The following is a 16398-nucleotide window of genomic DNA, read 5'->3' as shown; positions in this document are numbered from 1 at the left end:
ATTTTGGGTGAAATTTTTTCGTTTAATTTTTTGTTTAAAGATGTCACATCTCTGGAGTGTAAGATGCAGAAAAAAGCTGAGTTGTATCGTGGAAAGGCAAAAACAGTGTATTCCACTGATAATCCTGACCTGCTTGTGCTGGAATTCCGTAATGATACATCAGCCTTGGATGGTGAACGCATCGAACAGTTTGATCGCAAAGGTATGGTGAATAATAAATTCAACCATTTCATTATGAACAAACTGGAAGAGGCGGGTATTCCGACGCAAATGGAACGGCTGCTGTCAGATAACGAATGCCTGGTGAAAAAACTGGATATGGTGCCGGTTGAGTGTGTTATCCGCAACCGTGCTGCGGGTTCTCTTGTGAAGCGCCTTGGTGTGGAAGAAGGAATGGTATTGAATCCTCCCCTGTTTGATCTGTTTTTGAAAAATGATGCTAAGCATGATCCGATGGTCAATGAATCCTACTGTGAAACATTCGGCTGGGTTAGCAAGGCGCATCTGGCTGAGATGAAACGACTGAGTTACAAAGCCAACGAAGTATTGAGCAAATTGTTCAATGATGCCGGTTTGATTCTGGTGGATTTCAAATTAGAGTTTGGTTTATTCAACGGCAACGTCGTATTGGGGGATGAGTTTTCGCCGGACGGTAGCCGACTGTGGGATCAACAGACCTTGGATAAAATGGATAAAGACCGTTTTCGCCAGAGTCTTGGTGGCTTGATTGAAGCGTATGAGGAAGTAGCACGTCGAATCGGTGTTATTTTGGACTAGTGACGCAAACGATTACTTAAGCTGATAACCAGAGATATCCTACGATAAAAATCGTGGGGTATCTTTGTTTGGGATAAAGGGAAGATATTTATTTAATCATTATCAAAAGGAGGGATGGTAATAAGTAGTATGCAGGATAGCCAATAGATTGGCTACCCGGATCATAACTCTTATTTATTACAGCACATTAAAACAGATATTTTGTCTGTTTTTCCCAACCATTTCGTTCCATGCAGCTGTTATATAAGTGATTTCTAGAACTTTCGTTAACATCCATAACATAACTCTCGGTCGTAGGAACACTCTGATCGAAATAACAGTCTCTGTCAGATTTATCAGCTTTGTCAGATTTACAACAGGCAGGACAGTAATGTTTTACGGTTTTGATTGAAGACCGTTGGGCAACTTCGTTTCTCACAGGGAACTGCTGGAGTGCTTCTATATTGCACTCTGCGTTCGCTTCATTAAAAGGGGTGTAGTGACTTCCTACCGGCACCCATTGAGTGGTGCAACCAGTTAATGCCACACTGAACATGATTGAGAAGAGTGTTTTTTTCATATCTTTCATACAAATACATCCCGTTTGCAAGGCTTTCCTTACAATCTTTCCGCATTTTCCCTGTTAAAAGTTTTAATGTGTTTTTGTCTCGTATGGTTAATGTAGCTTGATGCTGAACCAACAAATATATCATCACAATCTATGATATTTCAGACACTTAGGTAAGTGAATTAATTTGATTGTCACTAATTATTATTGATAACCGTTATTATGTAAACCAATAATTCCAAATGCCAGCAATTCTATGATCAGGACTGTAAACATCGGGTTAATGGGAAAGGGTTATCTTAAAGTACTTTCTGAAAGTATTGGATATTCAGGAGAGGGATCCTATTACCGTTACACAATGGTGATTTAGATTAATGTATTAAATGATTATTTAAATTAATAATTAGAGATATTCCTTAATCAAAATAACGGGGTAGCCTTGATGAGAAAAATAGAGTTATCTATTTGCTAAATATAAAAAGGAGTCAGAGTGGCTAATAGATTGATTGACTATCAAAAACATGATTTTTTATTAATTTGAACATATTAAAACAAGTATTTTATTTGTTGTTTCCAACCATTTTGTTTCATATACATCTCATTATAATATTTCCGTTATCAATAAATTATTTAATGTTATTATCAACAATTATTAATAATAATTATGATGTAAACAAAACAACAAACATTCATAATAATATGATTTAAATGATAAATATTAGATAAGCGGGAGAGAGGTTTAGGATAGTCAATTGGTTGATTGATTATCCAAAGTATGATTTTTATTCATTGCAGGCACTCATTGAGAGGTATAGTTAGTTAATAGTAAATTGAATATGATTGAGAATATAAATTTTTTCATAATAAAATGAATAAATGTAACTATAAATTACAGTTATTGTTAAATAATAGGGAAGGGGGAATCTTATGTATTTTTTATTACAGACTATTTTTTCTACTAATGCGGTCATTAATTAGCATTATTTTATTGAATGCAAATAATATGATTAAGATATTAAATTTTAAGTTATTATTCTGCTATGTATTAGATGTGTATTGGTCGGTGTAAAAACCATCAGTTAAAGTTTTTTGCAGGGAACAAAAATTCATGAACTATATTGACCCTACTTTACTTATTTTGTTAGTACTGGCAGGCCTTGGCATTATCAGCCATAACATGACAGTAACGCTTGCCATGTTGTTTTTGCTGATAGTCCGTATTACACCACTGAATCAGTTTTTCCCTTGGGTGGAAAAGTATGGCTTGACGATAGGTATCCTGATTCTCACCATCGGAGTCATGGCACCTATCGCAAGTGGGAAAATTTCTGCGCAGGACATATTCAGTTCATTCCTGAATTGGAAATCGCTACTCGCTATTGCTGTCGGTATTATCGTATCGTGGCTGGGAAGTCGTGGTGTTGCCTTGATGTCGAGTCAGCCTTCTACAGTGGCGGGGTTATTGGTCGGTACTGTATTGGGCGTAGCGTTGTTCAAGGGCGTTCCCGTCGGTCCACTGATTGCGGCGGGTCATGATTGGTAAACCATGACCGTGTTAGATTCGATCTGGAAAAAGTTGCAGGAACAAATGCAGCAGCAAGGGCAGCGCCGCTTGGTGGTTTTAAGTGGTGATACCCAGTGGAGCGAGCAGATTGTCATTCATCTGAAAAAACAGTTTCAGGGGGATTGGGTAACCGTCGCATCTGGAGACGAGGGTGCGATTGAGTCAGCAAAAGCGTCTAGTCTACTTGGGCGCGAATTTATGCATGGGGTTTTTGATGTAACCCGTGGTTTTAATGCCGAAGCGCTGGCGATTCTGGCTGGTACGCTAAAAGCCGGAAGCTGGCTGGTGATGCGTGTACCAACCTGGTCACAATGGCCAGCACAACCAGATGAAGACAGTTTGCGTTGGAACGAGTCGGCTGGCGTGATCTCTACACCTCATTTTATCCAACATATTCAACAGCAAATCCTTGAGCTTCCCAATATCCTGTTATGGCAACAGGGAAAACCCTTTCAGCCAGTGCAATTATCACAAACCGTACCGTGGCAGATGCCTGATGGTAATCCTACTGCCAGCCAGCAGGCTATTCTTGAGCAATTACTACGGGCTTCACAGGGGGTTTGGGTGGTCACTGCGCCCCGAGGACGCGGAAAATCTGCCTTGGCCGGAATGCTCATACAGCAATGGCAGGGGAAGTGTTGGCTATGTGCACCTGCAAAAATCACGACAGAAGTTATTCGACATTATTCCGGGACTTCCGATCCTGAGCAGGATTCTCCTGTTGATAAAACCCCATTCTGGGCGGTAGACAATTTATTGAAATATTGTCGATTGAAAGATAATCGAGAAGGTCACGATATTGATGCTGATTGGCTTCTGATTGACGAAGCTGCGGCGATCCCAACCCCGCAATTAGCCGAATTAATCCGATATTTTCCACGAGTGTTATTAACGACAACGGTGCAGGGCTATGAAGGAACCGGACGTGGATTTTTGCTGAAGTTGTGTGCCACATTGCCTGATTGCCATGTTAGAGAATTGGAAACACCGATGCGCTGGGCTGAAAATGATCCGCTGGAAACATGGTTAGATAGCTCACTGTTATTCGACGACAAACGGTTATTTAACGAAAAATCGTTGCCTGATGAGCCATTGGTTTATTCCGAGCCTGAGAAAAATTTGCACTTTTATCCCATCACTCAAGCAATGTGGTTGCGACAACCTGAATTGCTGCGTCAGTTTTATGGATTGTTGACCAGCGCTCATTACCGCACATCCCCTCTAGATTTGCGCCGTTTGCTGGATGGTAACGGAATGACTTTTCTGGCCGCTATATCTCGTTCCGCTGTGAATAATCAACAATTGATCGGCGCGCTATGGATGGTAAGTGAAGGCGAGTTGCCACAGACATTGGCGCATGAAGTGTGGGCAGGACGTCGCCGTCCAAGGGGAAATCTGGTGGCTCAGTCTCTGGCCGCCCATAGTGGCTTTCCGCAGGCTGCGACGATGCGTTCACAGCGTGTCAGTCGCATTGCTGTGCAGGCACAATATCGCCGTCGTGGCATTGCACAGCGCCTGGTTGCTCAACAGTGTCAAGAAGCTCGTGCGCAAAAGCAGGATTTTCTTTCTGTCAGCTTTGGTTATACCGCTGAACTTTGGTCACTCTGGCAAACATGTGGCTTTCGATTGGTGCGGATGGGAACCCATCTTGAAGCGAGCAGTGGTTGCTATACCGCGATGGCTATTTTGCCACTGAGTGAGCAGGGCAAATGGCTGGCTGAGTCCGCGCAACAGCAATTATGTCGTGATGCATACTGGCTGGAATTATTGATCGGTTTTTCCTTACCCATTGATCATCATAATGATAACCAGCTCAATGATAGCGACTGGCAGGAACTGGCGGGTTTTGCATTCGCTCATCGTCCCCTGTCTGCGTCTTATTTCGCGTTACAGCGGCTATTGTTGGCATATGATCTGGCTTTGCCCGCATTGAGAAAATGTCTTCAACAACAGATAGATATTGAACAGTGCGCACGCGATTTATCCCTGAGCGGGCGTAAGGCGTTGTTGAAACGTTGTCGGGAAGAAACGGAAGGAGCATTGGCAAGCATTGATGAGACACTTGCCAATCAGTGGAAAAATTGGACTATTTCTTGCGGTGTTTCTGAGGACAATCGTCTTCATCGTCCCATTTATCATTAAAATCTCGGTGAGGGGGTAATTTTGGTTTGTTATCTAAAAAGCGCTTCGTATCGACGCGGCTTAACTCTTTTATTGCATTAAAAACAATACCGACGAGTAGTAGCAGAATAACCCACCAATAATCCATCAACCAGTGCATCATGCTCTCCTGGGAATATTATGAAATTAGTGCCTACTGGGATTACGCTTAATCCGGCTCAGCTATCTTGACATACTTTTCAAAAAGAGAGGAGAGGTTGGCGGACAACCAATCAATACCAGCAATATTGTGATCCTGCCAGACATCTAGCAGTACTTGCTCATTGAACAAATTTTCTGCTTCATGGGACAGCGGCCAAAAACTGATATGCCACGGTTCATAGGCTACACCACTGCTATGTCGGTTGAATGGGCGATAAAAATCGTAAATAGACATATTTTCAGTCAGCCAGTCTGATAGTGGTTCAAAATAGCCGCCGTTTTCATATTCCCATGGTTCCAGTAACAATTTCTTACCTTGTGGCAGAAGGAATGGGTCATAAATATCCAGTTCAGTACCCCAGTGATGACGGCTGGCACCCGGCAAAGCAGACCAGCGGAGAATAGCTTCACAAATCTCTCCTTCGGTCATTTTTGTAATATCAAGGGGCTGGCTATTGTCATCCAATACCGGACGTTGCCCCCGAAATTTTTCATTCCAGATAGCTTGCTGGCGCGCGAAATCACGAAATGAACTGGCGGGCTGTAATTTAAAGCCTGCCTTGGCTGCATCTCTTTGCATGGCAAGAAACGCTTTGGTGGCATTGAACTGTAAACGGTGATTACCCGCTAATGTTACCAAGTGATCTGTTGACAAACCTGTCAACATTTCAGGCGTCATCATTTGATTAATTGCTCCATGATACGTTGGTAAATCAGGCTCAATCTCTGTAAATCTGACACGCTGATACACTCATTGACTTTATGGATAGTGGCGTTGATAGGCCCTAATTCCACGACCTGCGCTCCCATTTTGGCAATAAAACGCCCATCCGATGTGCCGCCACTCGTTGATATCTCTGGCTTATATCCGCAACACTGTTCAATGGATTCAACCACGGCATCGACAAGTTCACCTTTGCAGGTCAAGAAAGGCTGGCCGGATAGCCACCAGTCAATATCATATTTCAGATTATGTTTTTTCAGCATATCTTCAACCCGCTGGCGGATCTCGGTATCTGTCAATTCAGTACTGAAACGGAAATTAAATTGAACCCACAATTTACCCGGTATGACGTTATTACTGCCAGTTCCCGCTTGAATATTGGCGATCTGCATACTGGTTGCGGGGAAAAATTCATTGCCATTGTCCCATTGGGTATTGACCAGTTCTTGTAGAAAAGGCAGTGAATGGTGAATAGGGTTATCTGCCAGCTGTGGATAGGCAACATGCCCTTGAATACCGTGGATAGTCAGACTGGCTGTCAGGGAACCCCGACGCCCATTTTTAATTATGTCACCCAGACGTTGCTGGCTGGAAGGTTCTCCTACCAGACAATAATCCAGGCGTTCATGGCGTGACATTAAAGTTTCGACCACCTTGACTGTGCCATTTGTCGCGCTGGCTTCTTCATCTGAAGTAATCAGGAAAGCGAGGCGGCCTGGATGGTCAGGATTAGCTTTAACAAAACGTTCAGCAGCAACAACCATGGCTGCCAGAGAGCCTTTCATATCCGCTGCACCACGGCCATACAGCATGCCATCACGAATAACGGGATCGAAAGGAGGGGTTTGCCATTTAGAAGTATCACCGGCAGGAACCACGTCAGTGTGTCCTGCGAGGGCAAACGTTGTGCCTGTTCCGTGGTAAGCCCAGAAATTCAGAGTATCCCCGAAAGGCATTCGTTCTATTGTAAAACCAGTATTTTGCAGACGTTGAATGAGTATATCCTGACATCCTTGGTCATCAGGGCTGACAGAAGGATGTTTGATTAGCTGCTGGGTAAGTTCAATTACTGGACAAGTCATTATTTGGCCTTTATCTAGTCATGAAAGAAAAACTGTTGATATTGTTCGGCTTTAAATCCGAGTAAATAATTCCCTGTTTCTGACACCAATAGTGGGCGTTTTATGATTGAAGGTTGTTCCAGCATCAATTTTTTGGCAGCTTCTGTATTATTAATAGTTGACTTTTGATCATCAGACAATTTGCGCCAAGTTGTACCGCGAGTATTCAACAGAGGTTCCCAGCCCACTTGTTCAATAAATAACTGTAGCAATTCAGAGGATAGACCATCAACGCGATAGTCATGAAACTGATAGGGGATCTCTTGGTCTTCTAGCCAGCGACGCGCTTTTTTCATGGTATCGCAGTTTTTGATACCGTAGAGAGTGAATGCTTTGTGAGAAGTGGTATCTGACATGATGAGATCCTTAGTTTGGTTTTACACATCCGACATAATGCGGGAAATTTGGCATTTTATCCAGATAACACGGCATCTTTCATGTGCGCCATCTACGTCATTTCTTTAGGATGGATAACAATCTACTCTGCTTATGTTCAAATTTAATTAAACTTGATCAAATTATTCTGCCTGTTGACACTAGTTAATCACGTGAAATAATAAATTATACAAATAACAGTTGTTATTAGTCATATATGAAACTAATTGGTTGGTAATTAATTGACAATCTCGTTAACTCACAATTTCCCCGTTGGCAGACTCAGGGAAATTGTGTTGCATATTGAGGACATTGATCAACCAGATGTCAAATTAACTCTGGTTTTCTATGCCTTAGATAGATGATGGTGGCTTCTAGACGGGAGCGGGATTTAAGTTTTTTCAATAAGTTACGGGTATGAACTTTCACAGTTTCTTCTGAAATAAAAAGAAAGTCAGCGATTTCTTTATTTGTCATGCCTTCTGAGATTTCTTTTAGGACATCTAATTCACGTTTGGTTAATTTTGATAAAGGATCAATATAAAGATGACGGGTGGATAAATATTGATAGACTTTTTCACTGTACACTGCATCGCCATTTGCGGCTTTTTTTATGTTACTCATCAGAGGAGCCAGTTCAATATCTTTTAATAAATAACCATTCGCACCGGCATCAATTGCATCATAAATATCACCGCGATTATCTGAATCTGAGAGTACCAAAACATAGGAATCAAGCCCTTTTCGGCGGAGAGATTTAATCGTATCAATTCCGGAAAGGCCATGGATTTTTAAATCCATCAAAATAATGTCAGGTTTTATCTGGCAGGCGATATTAATGGCATCTTCACCATTGTCTGTTTCAGCAGTCACAATGAGTTCACGTTCCAATTCAATCAACCTTTTTAAACCGTGACGAATGATAGGATGATCATCGACTATCATGACTGAATAATTATGCATGTTCCTTCTCCCATATAGAAATGCAGATTTTTATATTTAATAAAACATAAAAGACAGGACTCTGCTTTATGTTAAATTGCTGTGTAATTTTTATAGAGTATATTGAATCATAGATAATGAGATTCTGAAAATATATCCTGATATAAAAATAAAAATATCGCAAACAGGTTTATCCATTCAGGCGAAATAAAATTCACTGCCATAAGAAAATGCGTTTCCTTAATTGCTAATAATTTTCTAAATAAAATACGCACGATGATTTTATAGATTAAATTTCGTTTTTGTAAACTTATTTTAAAAGTTGTTTTTAGAATGCTTCTTTAATTAATTTAGCGGGTTATTAATGAATTGGAGATAAGAGTACCTCTTAGTGAGTATTATGAGAATAATATTTATCTAGTATTGGTTAACATGAGATCATCTTTTGTCTGTTTTTTATCCTTGATTCCCAAGGATTCTTAACAAAATGTTGCTGACATCATGATTTAACCTTCTGTAACTATTATACTGGGCGGGTTTTCACTTCGATATGACTCGCAAAGGATCAGATGATGGACGAAAAATTAAAACAAAGTGCCCTTGATTTTCATGAATTTCCGCAACCCGGGAAAATCACTGTTACTCCGACCAAGCCATTGACAACACAGCGTGATTTGGCATTGGCATATTCTCCAGGCGTTGCTGCGCCTTGCCTTGAGATAGCAAAAGATCCATTGGCGGCTTATAAATATACTGCACGCGGCAATCTTGTTGCGGTTATCTCCAACGGTACTGCTGTTTTGGGCTTGGGGAATATCGGAGCATTAGCCGGCAAACCCGTTATGGAAGGTAAAGGCGTTCTATTTAAGAAATTCTCTGGCATTGATGTTTTTGATATTGAAGTTGATGAGTCCAATCCTGATAAATTGATTGATATCATTGCTGCATTAGAGCCGACTTTCGGTGGTATTAACCTTGAAGATATCAAGGCACCGGAATGTTTTTATATTGAGCAGAAACTCCGTGAGCGGATGAAAATTCCTGTATTCCATGATGATCAGCACGGCACGGCGATTATCTGTACGGCTGCGGTATTAAATGGGTTGCGCATTGTCAATAAAGATATCGGCAAAGTACGCATGGTGGTATCTGGTGCGGGTGCAGCATCCATTGCCTGTATGAACCTGTTGGTGGCTCTGGGTCTGAAGCGTGAAAATATTACCGTCTGTGACTCGAAGGGTGTTATCTATCGTGGTCGCGAAGAGAATATGGAAAAGACCAAAGCCGATTATGCTATCGAAGATAATGGCTGTCGTACGTTGATGGATGTGATCCCAAATGCCGATATTTTCCTTGGCTGTTCTGGGCCGGGTGTCCTGACACCAGAGATGGTGAAGACGATGGCGAAAGATCCGCTCATCATGGCGTTAGCGAATCCAGAACCGGAAATCTTGCCACCACTGGCAAAAGCGGTGCGCCCTGATGCCATTATCTGTACAGGCCGTTCTGATTTTCCTAACCAAGTTAACAACGTGCTCTGCTTCCCATTCATCTTCCGTGGCGCACTCGATGTCGGGGCGACAACGATTAATGAAGAGATGAAACTCGCCTGTGTTCACGCGATTGCGGATTTGGCACTGGCAGAACAAAGCCAGGAAGTGGCTTCAGCTTATGGCGATCAAGATTTGTTCTTTGGCTCTGAATACATTATTCCGAAGCCATTTGATCCACGCCTGATTGTCAAAATCGCGCCTGCCGTGGCGAAAGCTGCGATGGATTCCGGCGTCGCAACGCGGCCTATCGCTGATTTCGGGGCTTATATTGAGAAGCTCAACGAGTTTGTCTATAAAACCAACCTGTTTATGAAGCCGATTTTCTCTCAGGCGAAAAAAGAGAAAAAGCGTATTGTATTGGCGGAAGGGGAAGATATTCGTGTACTGCATGCCACGCAGGAATTGGTTTCCCTTGGATTGGCATTCCCAGTATTGATTGGTCGCCCAAGCGTCATTGAAATGCGTATTAAGAAGCAAGGTCTGCACATTGAAGTCGGTAAAGATTTTGAAGTAGTGAATAACGAAAATGATCCACGCTTTAAAGAGTATTGGCAGGAATATTACCAACTGATGAAACGCCGTGGGGTTTCTCAGGAGCAGGCTCGCCGTACGGTTATTGGTAATCCGACACTGATCGGTGCAATCATGGTACATCGTGGTGAAGCAGACGGCTTGATTTGTGGTACCGTCGGCAGCTACAGCGAACATTATCAAGTAGTGAAAGATTTCTTTGGCTTCCGTCAGGGGGTACATACCGCAGGTGCGATGAATGCCTTGATGTTGCCGATGGGGAATACTTTTATTGCAGATACTTATGTCAATGAAGATCCTACTCCAGAGGAACTGGCTGAAATTACATTGATGGCTGCCGAAACTGTGCGCCGTTTTGGTATTGAACCTAAAGTTGCCTTGTTATCACGTTCAAGTTTTGGTTCTTCTGATTGTGTTTCCGCACAAAAAATGCGTAAGGTGCTGGAACTGGTGCAGGAAGCGGCTCCGTCACTTGAAATCGACGGGGAAATGCACGGGGATGCGGCACTGGTGGAAAACATTCGTCGTGACATCATGCCGGACAGCCCACTGAAAGGTGCAGCTAATTTGTTGATTATGCCAAATATGGAAGCTGCGCGTATCAGCTATAACCTGCTGCGTGTCACCAGCTCCGATGGTGTAACAGTTGGCCCAGTATTGATGGGCGTGTCGAAGCCAGTGCATATCTTGACGCCGATTGCTTCTGTCCGTCGTATCGTGAACATGGTTGCGTTGGCTGCCGTTGAAGCACAAACCAATCCACTGTAAGTTATCTTTATGACCTGTCCTGATAGCAGTAATCACGTCGGGATGAAGAAATTAGCTACCCTGTTAAGCCTATGCTTGGCAGGGTAGTTTTATTTGTAAATAATTCTCATTATCTATAATATGCGGAAAATTTATATTTTGATAATGAATACCTATGAAAGCATCTACCTGTATAAAATCGACTTTTTTAGCGTGTGCCTTCCTGCTTGGTGGCTGTGTGACACTACAGCCCGATCCTCAAAATGGATCTCAAAAAGTGCTTCAAACCCTTTCCAATGAATTAGTGCAACCCGGCATGTTGCTTGATATGAAAACGGGTAAAGCGATCACTTCCGCTGAACTACTTGAGCAACTGGCTGCTTATCCTAGAGTCATTGTGGGTGAAAAGCATGATAATCCCTACCACCATCAGATCGAGTTATGGCTGGTTCAGCAACTTGGGCAAAAACGCCCCCACGGTTCCGTATTGTTGGAAATGATTAACCCAAACCAACAGGAAAAAGTGAATAAAGTCAAAAGCTGGTTGCAGAGCAATCCGATTGTCAGAGAGGAAAGAATTAAGCAATTATTGGCGTGGCAACAGGGCTGGCCGTGGGAATTGTATGGAGAGCTGGTTACAGAGCTGGTGAAAGCGCCTTATCCGTTGCTGGCGGCGAATTTGGATCGTTCCGAGATCGATCAGGCATATAAAAATCATTCCTCTACGGATAAAACGGCATGGGTTTCTGATGACGTTAAAAAATTAATCGAAGAAACAATTAAAAATTCTCACGGTGCGGACATAGAGGCAAAAAACCTTTCTGCCATGACGATGATTCAACAAATGCGTGATCAGCGGATGGCAGAGCAGTTGGTTAACGCACCATCACCCGCTTTGCTATTTGCGGGAGGATACCACGCGGTAAAAGCGATGGGAGTCCCTCAGCATGTAAAAAAAATAGCGCCAAATGAGCCGATTGCTGTATTTGTTATCGCAGAGCAAGGCGTTTCTCTGAACAGCGAATATGCTGATTTTGTCTGGTTTACCCCCAAAGTAACTAAAGCTATAACCCAATAGTTGTAAATATCATAAGGATGTGATGACACTAATAAATAAAAATAGTTTTCATTTATATATCTAATTGATTATCATTCTCTTAATTTATCATTGATATTATGTGCTATAAGAAATGTTGACGTATACCACGTATCAAACCACTCACGTTGGTCACGTGACAAAATCCTTTCTCGCTGCGATCACTCTTCATGCTTTGTTGGTGGGGTGGTTTATTTATACGCCCACGAGCATCGATATTGAGGAGTTTCTGCCCCCGCCTGCGGTTATGGTGGAGTTGTCATTGCAGACGGAAGCGATACACAAGATACAGAATCAACCTATTGGAATTGAACAACAATTGTCTGTTGCCAGCCAGCAACAGGAAAGTAAGGTTGATGAAGTCAACATGCCAAAATTAGACGTAAATGAGAGTGCTCATATTTTGGTCCATAAACCAAAGAAAAAACAGAAAGAGCAAGAGGTCCCTAAAAAAACACAGCCTGTTAAGCGTGTGAAGGCAAAAGAACAGGAAAGTGAAAAATCCCGCAGTAGTGTTGCACCGACAACCAGTAGTGCGACGGCAGATAACATAGCCTCTCGTACAGCCGCATCTTATGAAAGTAATTCCGATGCCATTGTAGATGCCAGAGCGGTCTGGCAGGCTGAGGTCAGTGGGCATTTAAATCGCTATAAGAAATACCCGCCGGATGCCCAGAGAAGAAATCGGACAGGGCGACCGATGGTAAAATTTACGGTTAATCAGTTGGGTACTGTGATTGATAGTGAATTAATAAAACGTTCGGGGACGAACTCACTCGACCGGGAAGCAAGGCTCGTGTTGGAAAGGGCACAACCCTTACCTTTACCACCTGATGTTATTTTAACCAATGGCAGGGTTACAGTTGAACTGCCGATTGATTTCTATTTATCTCAGTAAAAATACAGGATGAATGGCATGTTACAGCATAAAACGGTATTTTCTCCACAAACAAAAAGGGTAGTGCGCAGCTTTCTACTGAGTGGTAGTTTGCTGTGTAACAGTTTTGCTACTATTGCAATGGAGGAAAATATGGTGCCACCTATGGCCACAAAACAGCCACATAAGATGACGTTTCACGGTGATACCCGCGTTGACAATTATTACTGGCTGCGCGATGACACTCGTCAGGATAAAGACGTTATTGATTACTTGACGGCTGAGAATAAGTATACCGAACAGGTGCTGAAATCAGGCCAGGAATTACGGGAAACACTGTATAACGAAATGGCTGGCAGAATGAGTAAAGAAGACCAGTCAGCTCCTTATACCTATAATGGGTATGTTTATCGTACCGTTTACGAGGCAGGGAAAGATTTCCCGATCTATCAGCGTAAACCTGTCGATAATTCAACCGATTGGCAGGTGATGGTTGATGGTAATGAACGAGCAAAAGGCCATAAGTTTTATCGAGTCAGTGGGTTTGCGGTTACGCGGGACAACAAGCGTATAGCTGTGGCAGAAGATACTCAAGGTCGTCGCAATTATCAGATTTCATTTAAAAATTTAGGTAATGGTGAATGGCAGAACAACGTCATTGAAAATACGTCGGGCAATATTGTGTGGGCAAATGATGGCAATACGCTGTTTTATGTGCGTAGAGACCCACAGACTTTGTTGCCCTATCAATTATTTCGTCATCAATATGGCACGGATATCCAACAGGATAAAAAAATCTATCAGGAAGATGATGACCGCTTTTATCTGGGAATATCAGAAAGCACCTCACTTGACTATATTTTGATCTCAATTGCCAGCAGTACGACCTCGGAATATCGGCTGATTGATGCCAATAATCCTCAATCAGAACCCCAGATTTTCTCCGCTCGTCAGGCTGGGCGTGAATATGATCTCGATCATTTCCGTGGACAATTCTATATCCGTTCCAACCATGAACATCCATTGTTTGGCTTATATCGGGCAGACGCTATTAATAAGCCGTGGGAGACGGTGATTGCGCCCCAGGAAGAGACTGATCTGGAAAATTTTGCCCTGTTCAACAACTGGTTGGTAGTGCAAGAGCGTACCAAAGGATTGTCAACAATTCGCCAGATAGATTGGAAAACTCAGCAGGAAAAACACGTTAAGTTTGATGAACCTGCATATATGGCATCGTTAGACTATAACCCGGAACCTGATACTGATTTACTGCACTATAGCTATTCATCCATGACCACACCGAGTTCGGTATTCCAATGGAATATGCAAACAGGTGAACGTGAATTGCTGAAACAGCAGGAAGTGAAAGGGTTTAATAAAGAGCACTATGAAAGCCAGCGTATTTGGGTAAAAGCCCGAGATGGCGTAGATGTTCCGGTTTCTCTGGTTTACCGTAAGTCTCTGTTTAAGAAAGGGGAAAATCCAATCTTGATTTACGGTTATGGTTCTTATGGTATTAGTATGGACCCTTATTTCAGCTCTCCGCTGCTGAGTTTGCTGGATCGTGGCTTTGTGTATGCCCTAGTGCATGTGCGTGGTGGTGGTGAATTGGGTAAGAACTGGTATCTGCAAGGTAAAGTCGAAAACAAAATGAACAGTTTTCATGATTTTATTGATGCGACCAAAACATTGCTTGCTGATGGGTATGGTGACAGCCAGCGCGTATATGCCGAAGGTGGCAGCGCAGGGGGGTTATTGATGGGAACGGTGATCAATCAGGCTCCGGAGCTATATCGCGGTGTGATTGCAAAAGTGCCTTTTGTGGATGCTGTGACTACAATGCTTGATTCATCCATTCCATTGACGACGGGTGAATATGAAGAGTGGGGCAATCCAAATAACAAAGAGGATTACTTCCGCATTAAGTCCTATAGCCCTTATGATAATGTTAAACATCAGCGTTATCCTCATTTATTGGTTACTACGGGTTTGCATGATTCTCAGGTGCAATATTGGGAACCTGCAAAATGGGTAGCCAAATTAAGGGAAATAAAGCAGGGGGATAGTCTTTTATTATTGGAAACGAATATGGATACCGGGCATGGTGGAAAACCAGGGCGTTTTAATCGCTTGAATGATATTGCCTTTGATTATAGTTTCCTTTTAATGTTGGATGATGCCAAAGTTTATTTTCCACAACTAAAAGACTAATAAAAAATATATTTATAACCCTAGGCGCTGATAATTTATTATCAGTGTCATGGGTATTTTATCGCCAAATTTGCGAAGCAATGTGAGTATTAATCAGTATTATTTTATTTAGGGTGTGATGTTAATGAAAATTGTGGCAAAAATAGCGGGAGCCAGTGTAATACTTATTGGGCTTCAGGGGATAGCTTATGCTGAAAATGCGAGTGACAATAAAAAAGAAAAAGTCATGCGCTTCAGCAGTCTGAAAGTTTCAGGTGCTCAAGATAATAATTCCCCACAGGTTGAAGCAATGGAAAAACCCGGCGCTTATAGTTCTGTCGGTGAAGATAATAAACTGGAATCGATGGACAGCGTCCTGCGAAGCCTGCCGGGGACTTATACCCAGATGGATGTGAGCCAAGGTGCAGTTAGCGTCAATATCCGTGGCTTAAGTGGTTTTGGCCGCGTCAATATGATGGTGGATGGTGTCAGCCAGAGTTTTTATGGTACTGCTCCGAGTGAATTTTCACATGGGCAGCAGCCTTATAACCAGACTGGTGCATTAATTGATCCTAATTTTATTGTTCGTGTTGATGTTGCTCGTGGGCAATCTGACGATTCTGCTTCTGTCAATGCTCTGGTAGGAAGTGCTAATTTTCGTACTCTTGGTGTTGATGATGTAATATTTGATGGTAACAATCTAGGTGTGCGTACTAAATGGACATATGGAAATAATGGCATCGGCAAAAGTGGCATGATGGCGGTTGCAGGAAAAACGCTGGCATTCAGTCCTGATGGTTCTATTGGCGCTATGCTTGCGGTTAGTGGGCACAGCATTGACGCTCATTATAAAAACGCGATGGGCGTCAGCAGCGATGAATTTGGTACACGTGATACATTTAAACAAAAACCAAATTCTCAATTGATGAAATTAAATATTAAACCCAATGAATTTCATGATTTGGAATTAAGTGGGCGTTTTTATCATAATAAATTTAATCAACGTCATATCGACAGTTCAGATTATTATCT

General features: G+C 42.4%; 14 protein-coding genes. 8 read left to right on the top strand and 6 right to left on the bottom strand.

Features of this window, described 5'->3' with window-relative positions:
• Positions 1-63: 63 nt before the first annotated feature.
• Positions 64-777: a phosphoribosylaminoimidazolesuccinocarboxamide synthase gene (gene purC / locus PSI22_RS09915; RefSeq protein ID WP_273579601.1), complete on the top strand. Its 714-nt coding sequence runs from the start codon at positions 64-66 to the stop codon at positions 775-777.
• A 187-nt stretch (positions 778-964) separates the two neighbouring features.
• Here the strand turns inward: purC and PSI22_RS09910 are convergent, their stop codons facing one another.
• Positions 965-1345 carry a hypothetical protein gene (locus tag PSI22_RS09910; RefSeq protein ID WP_273579600.1) on the bottom strand — a complete coding sequence of 127 codons (381 nt, stop codon included), beginning with the start codon at positions 1343-1345 and terminating at the stop codon, positions 965-967.
• Between the two features lie 1087 nt (positions 1346-2432).
• Here PSI22_RS09910 and PSI22_RS09905 point away from each other — a divergent pair.
• Both PSI22_RS09905 and PSI22_RS09900 read left to right on the top strand, forming a co-directional pair.
• Positions 2433-2867 (top strand): DUF441 domain-containing protein, encoded by a 435-nt coding sequence (locus tag PSI22_RS09905; RefSeq protein ID WP_273579599.1) that lies wholly within the window; start codon positions 2433-2435, stop codon positions 2865-2867.
• 3 nt (positions 2868-2870) lie between these two features.
• Positions 2871-5030: a tRNA(Met) cytidine acetyltransferase TmcA gene (locus PSI22_RS09900; RefSeq protein WP_273579598.1), complete on the top strand. Its 2160-nt coding sequence runs from the start codon at positions 2871-2873 to the stop codon at positions 5028-5030.
• On the opposite strand, the gene PSI22_RS09895 is transcribed toward PSI22_RS09900, so the two are convergent.
• The 5 genes from PSI22_RS09895 to PSI22_RS09875 form a co-directional block, all read right to left on the bottom strand.
• On the bottom strand, positions 4975-5169 hold the full coding sequence (locus PSI22_RS09895) for a YpfN family protein (RefSeq protein WP_273579597.1): 195 nt from the start codon (positions 5167-5169) through the stop codon (positions 4975-4977). The genes PSI22_RS09900 and PSI22_RS09895 overlap by 56 nt on opposite strands.
• A 48-nt stretch (positions 5170-5217) precedes the next feature.
• Positions 5218-5892, bottom strand: a complete 675-nt coding sequence (locus PSI22_RS09890; RefSeq protein WP_273579596.1) for a M15 family metallopeptidase — start codon at positions 5890-5892, stop codon at positions 5218-5220.
• A complete protein-coding gene (gene dapE, locus PSI22_RS09885; RefSeq protein WP_273579595.1) occupies positions 5889-7016 on the bottom strand; it encodes a succinyl-diaminopimelate desuccinylase in 1128 nt (375 codons plus the stop codon). Before dapE ends, PSI22_RS09890 begins: the two co-directional genes overlap by 4 nt.
• A 14-nt stretch (positions 7017-7030) precedes the next feature.
• On the bottom strand, positions 7031-7411 hold the full coding sequence (locus PSI22_RS09880) for an ArsC family reductase (protein WP_273579594.1): 381 nt from the start codon (positions 7409-7411) through the stop codon (positions 7031-7033).
• 346 nt (positions 7412-7757) lie between these two features.
• Positions 7758-8393 (bottom strand): response regulator, encoded by a 636-nt coding sequence (locus PSI22_RS09875; protein ID WP_273579593.1) that lies wholly within the window; start codon positions 8391-8393, stop codon positions 7758-7760.
• Between the two features lie 551 nt (positions 8394-8944).
• Between PSI22_RS09875 and maeB the strand changes: the two genes are divergently transcribed.
• The 5 genes from maeB to PSI22_RS09850 all read left to right on the top strand — a co-directional run.
• Positions 8945-11224, top strand: a complete 2280-nt coding sequence (maeB, locus tag PSI22_RS09870; RefSeq protein WP_273579592.1) for an NADP-dependent oxaloacetate-decarboxylating malate dehydrogenase — start codon at positions 8945-8947, stop codon at positions 11222-11224.
• A gap of 154 nt (positions 11225-11378) precedes the next feature.
• Positions 11379-12281 carry a ChaN family lipoprotein gene (locus tag PSI22_RS09865; RefSeq protein WP_273579591.1) on the top strand — a complete coding sequence of 301 codons (903 nt, stop codon included), beginning with the start codon at positions 11379-11381 and terminating at the stop codon, positions 12279-12281.
• 112 nt (positions 12282-12393) lie between these two features.
• Positions 12394-13197 (top strand): energy transducer TonB family protein, encoded by an 804-nt coding sequence (locus PSI22_RS09860; RefSeq protein ID WP_273579589.1) that lies wholly within the window; start codon positions 12394-12396, stop codon positions 13195-13197.
• An 18-nt stretch (positions 13198-13215) separates the two neighbouring features.
• Complete coding sequence (locus tag PSI22_RS09855; protein WP_370689018.1) at positions 13216-15387, top strand: S9 family peptidase; 2172 nt, start codon at positions 13216-13218, stop codon at positions 15385-15387.
• A gap of 124 nt (positions 15388-15511) precedes the next feature.
• The coding region (locus tag PSI22_RS09850; RefSeq protein WP_273579588.1) for a TonB-dependent receptor plug domain-containing protein at positions 15512-16398 on the top strand (887 nt) is incomplete at its 3' end.

It is taken from the genome of Xenorhabdus aichiensis (assembly GCF_028598775.1).
Classification (GTDB): Bacteria; Pseudomonadota; Gammaproteobacteria; order Enterobacterales; family Enterobacteriaceae; genus Xenorhabdus; species Xenorhabdus bovienii.
Note: the sequence above shows the minus strand (reverse complement) of the source record. Positions and strands in the feature narration are given on the sequence as shown.

Excerpts from the sequence above, each read along its gene's own strand:
- maeB (WP_273579592.1), top strand. The coding sequence starts at position 8,945 with ATGGACGAAAAATTAAAACAAAGTGCCCTTGATTTTCATGAATTTCCG.
- PSI22_RS09875 (WP_273579593.1), bottom strand. The coding sequence starts at position 8,393 with ATGCATAATTATTCAGTCATGATAGTCGATGATCATCCTATCATTCGT.
- purC (WP_273579601.1), top strand. The coding sequence starts at position 64 with ATGCAGAAAAAAGCTGAGTTGTATCGTGGAAAGGCAAAAACAGTGTAT.
- PSI22_RS09890 (WP_273579596.1), bottom strand. The coding sequence starts at position 5,892 with ATGATGACGCCTGAAATGTTGACAGGTTTGTCAACAGATCACTTGGTA.
- PSI22_RS09865 (WP_273579591.1), top strand. The coding sequence starts at position 11,379 with ATGAAAGCATCTACCTGTATAAAATCGACTTTTTTAGCGTGTGCCTTC.
- PSI22_RS09910 (WP_273579600.1), bottom strand. The coding sequence starts at position 1,345 with ATGAAAGATATGAAAAAAACACTCTTCTCAATCATGTTCAGTGTGGCA.
- dapE (WP_273579595.1), bottom strand. The coding sequence starts at position 7,016 with ATGACTTGTCCAGTAATTGAACTTACCCAGCAGCTAATCAAACATCCT.
- PSI22_RS09880 (WP_273579594.1), bottom strand. The coding sequence starts at position 7,411 with ATGTCAGATACCACTTCTCACAAAGCATTCACTCTCTACGGTATCAAA.
- PSI22_RS09905 (WP_273579599.1), top strand. The coding sequence starts at position 2,433 with ATGAACTATATTGACCCTACTTTACTTATTTTGTTAGTACTGGCAGGC.
- PSI22_RS09855 (WP_370689018.1), top strand. The coding sequence starts at position 13,216 with ATGTTACAGCATAAAACGGTATTTTCTCCACAAACAAAAAGGGTAGTG.
- PSI22_RS09900 (WP_273579598.1), top strand. The coding sequence starts at position 2,871 with ATGACCGTGTTAGATTCGATCTGGAAAAAGTTGCAGGAACAAATGCAG.
- PSI22_RS09895 (WP_273579597.1), bottom strand. The coding sequence starts at position 5,169 with ATGCACTGGTTGATGGATTATTGGTGGGTTATTCTGCTACTACTCGTC.
- PSI22_RS09860 (WP_273579589.1), top strand. The coding sequence starts at position 12,394 with ATGTTGACGTATACCACGTATCAAACCACTCACGTTGGTCACGTGACA.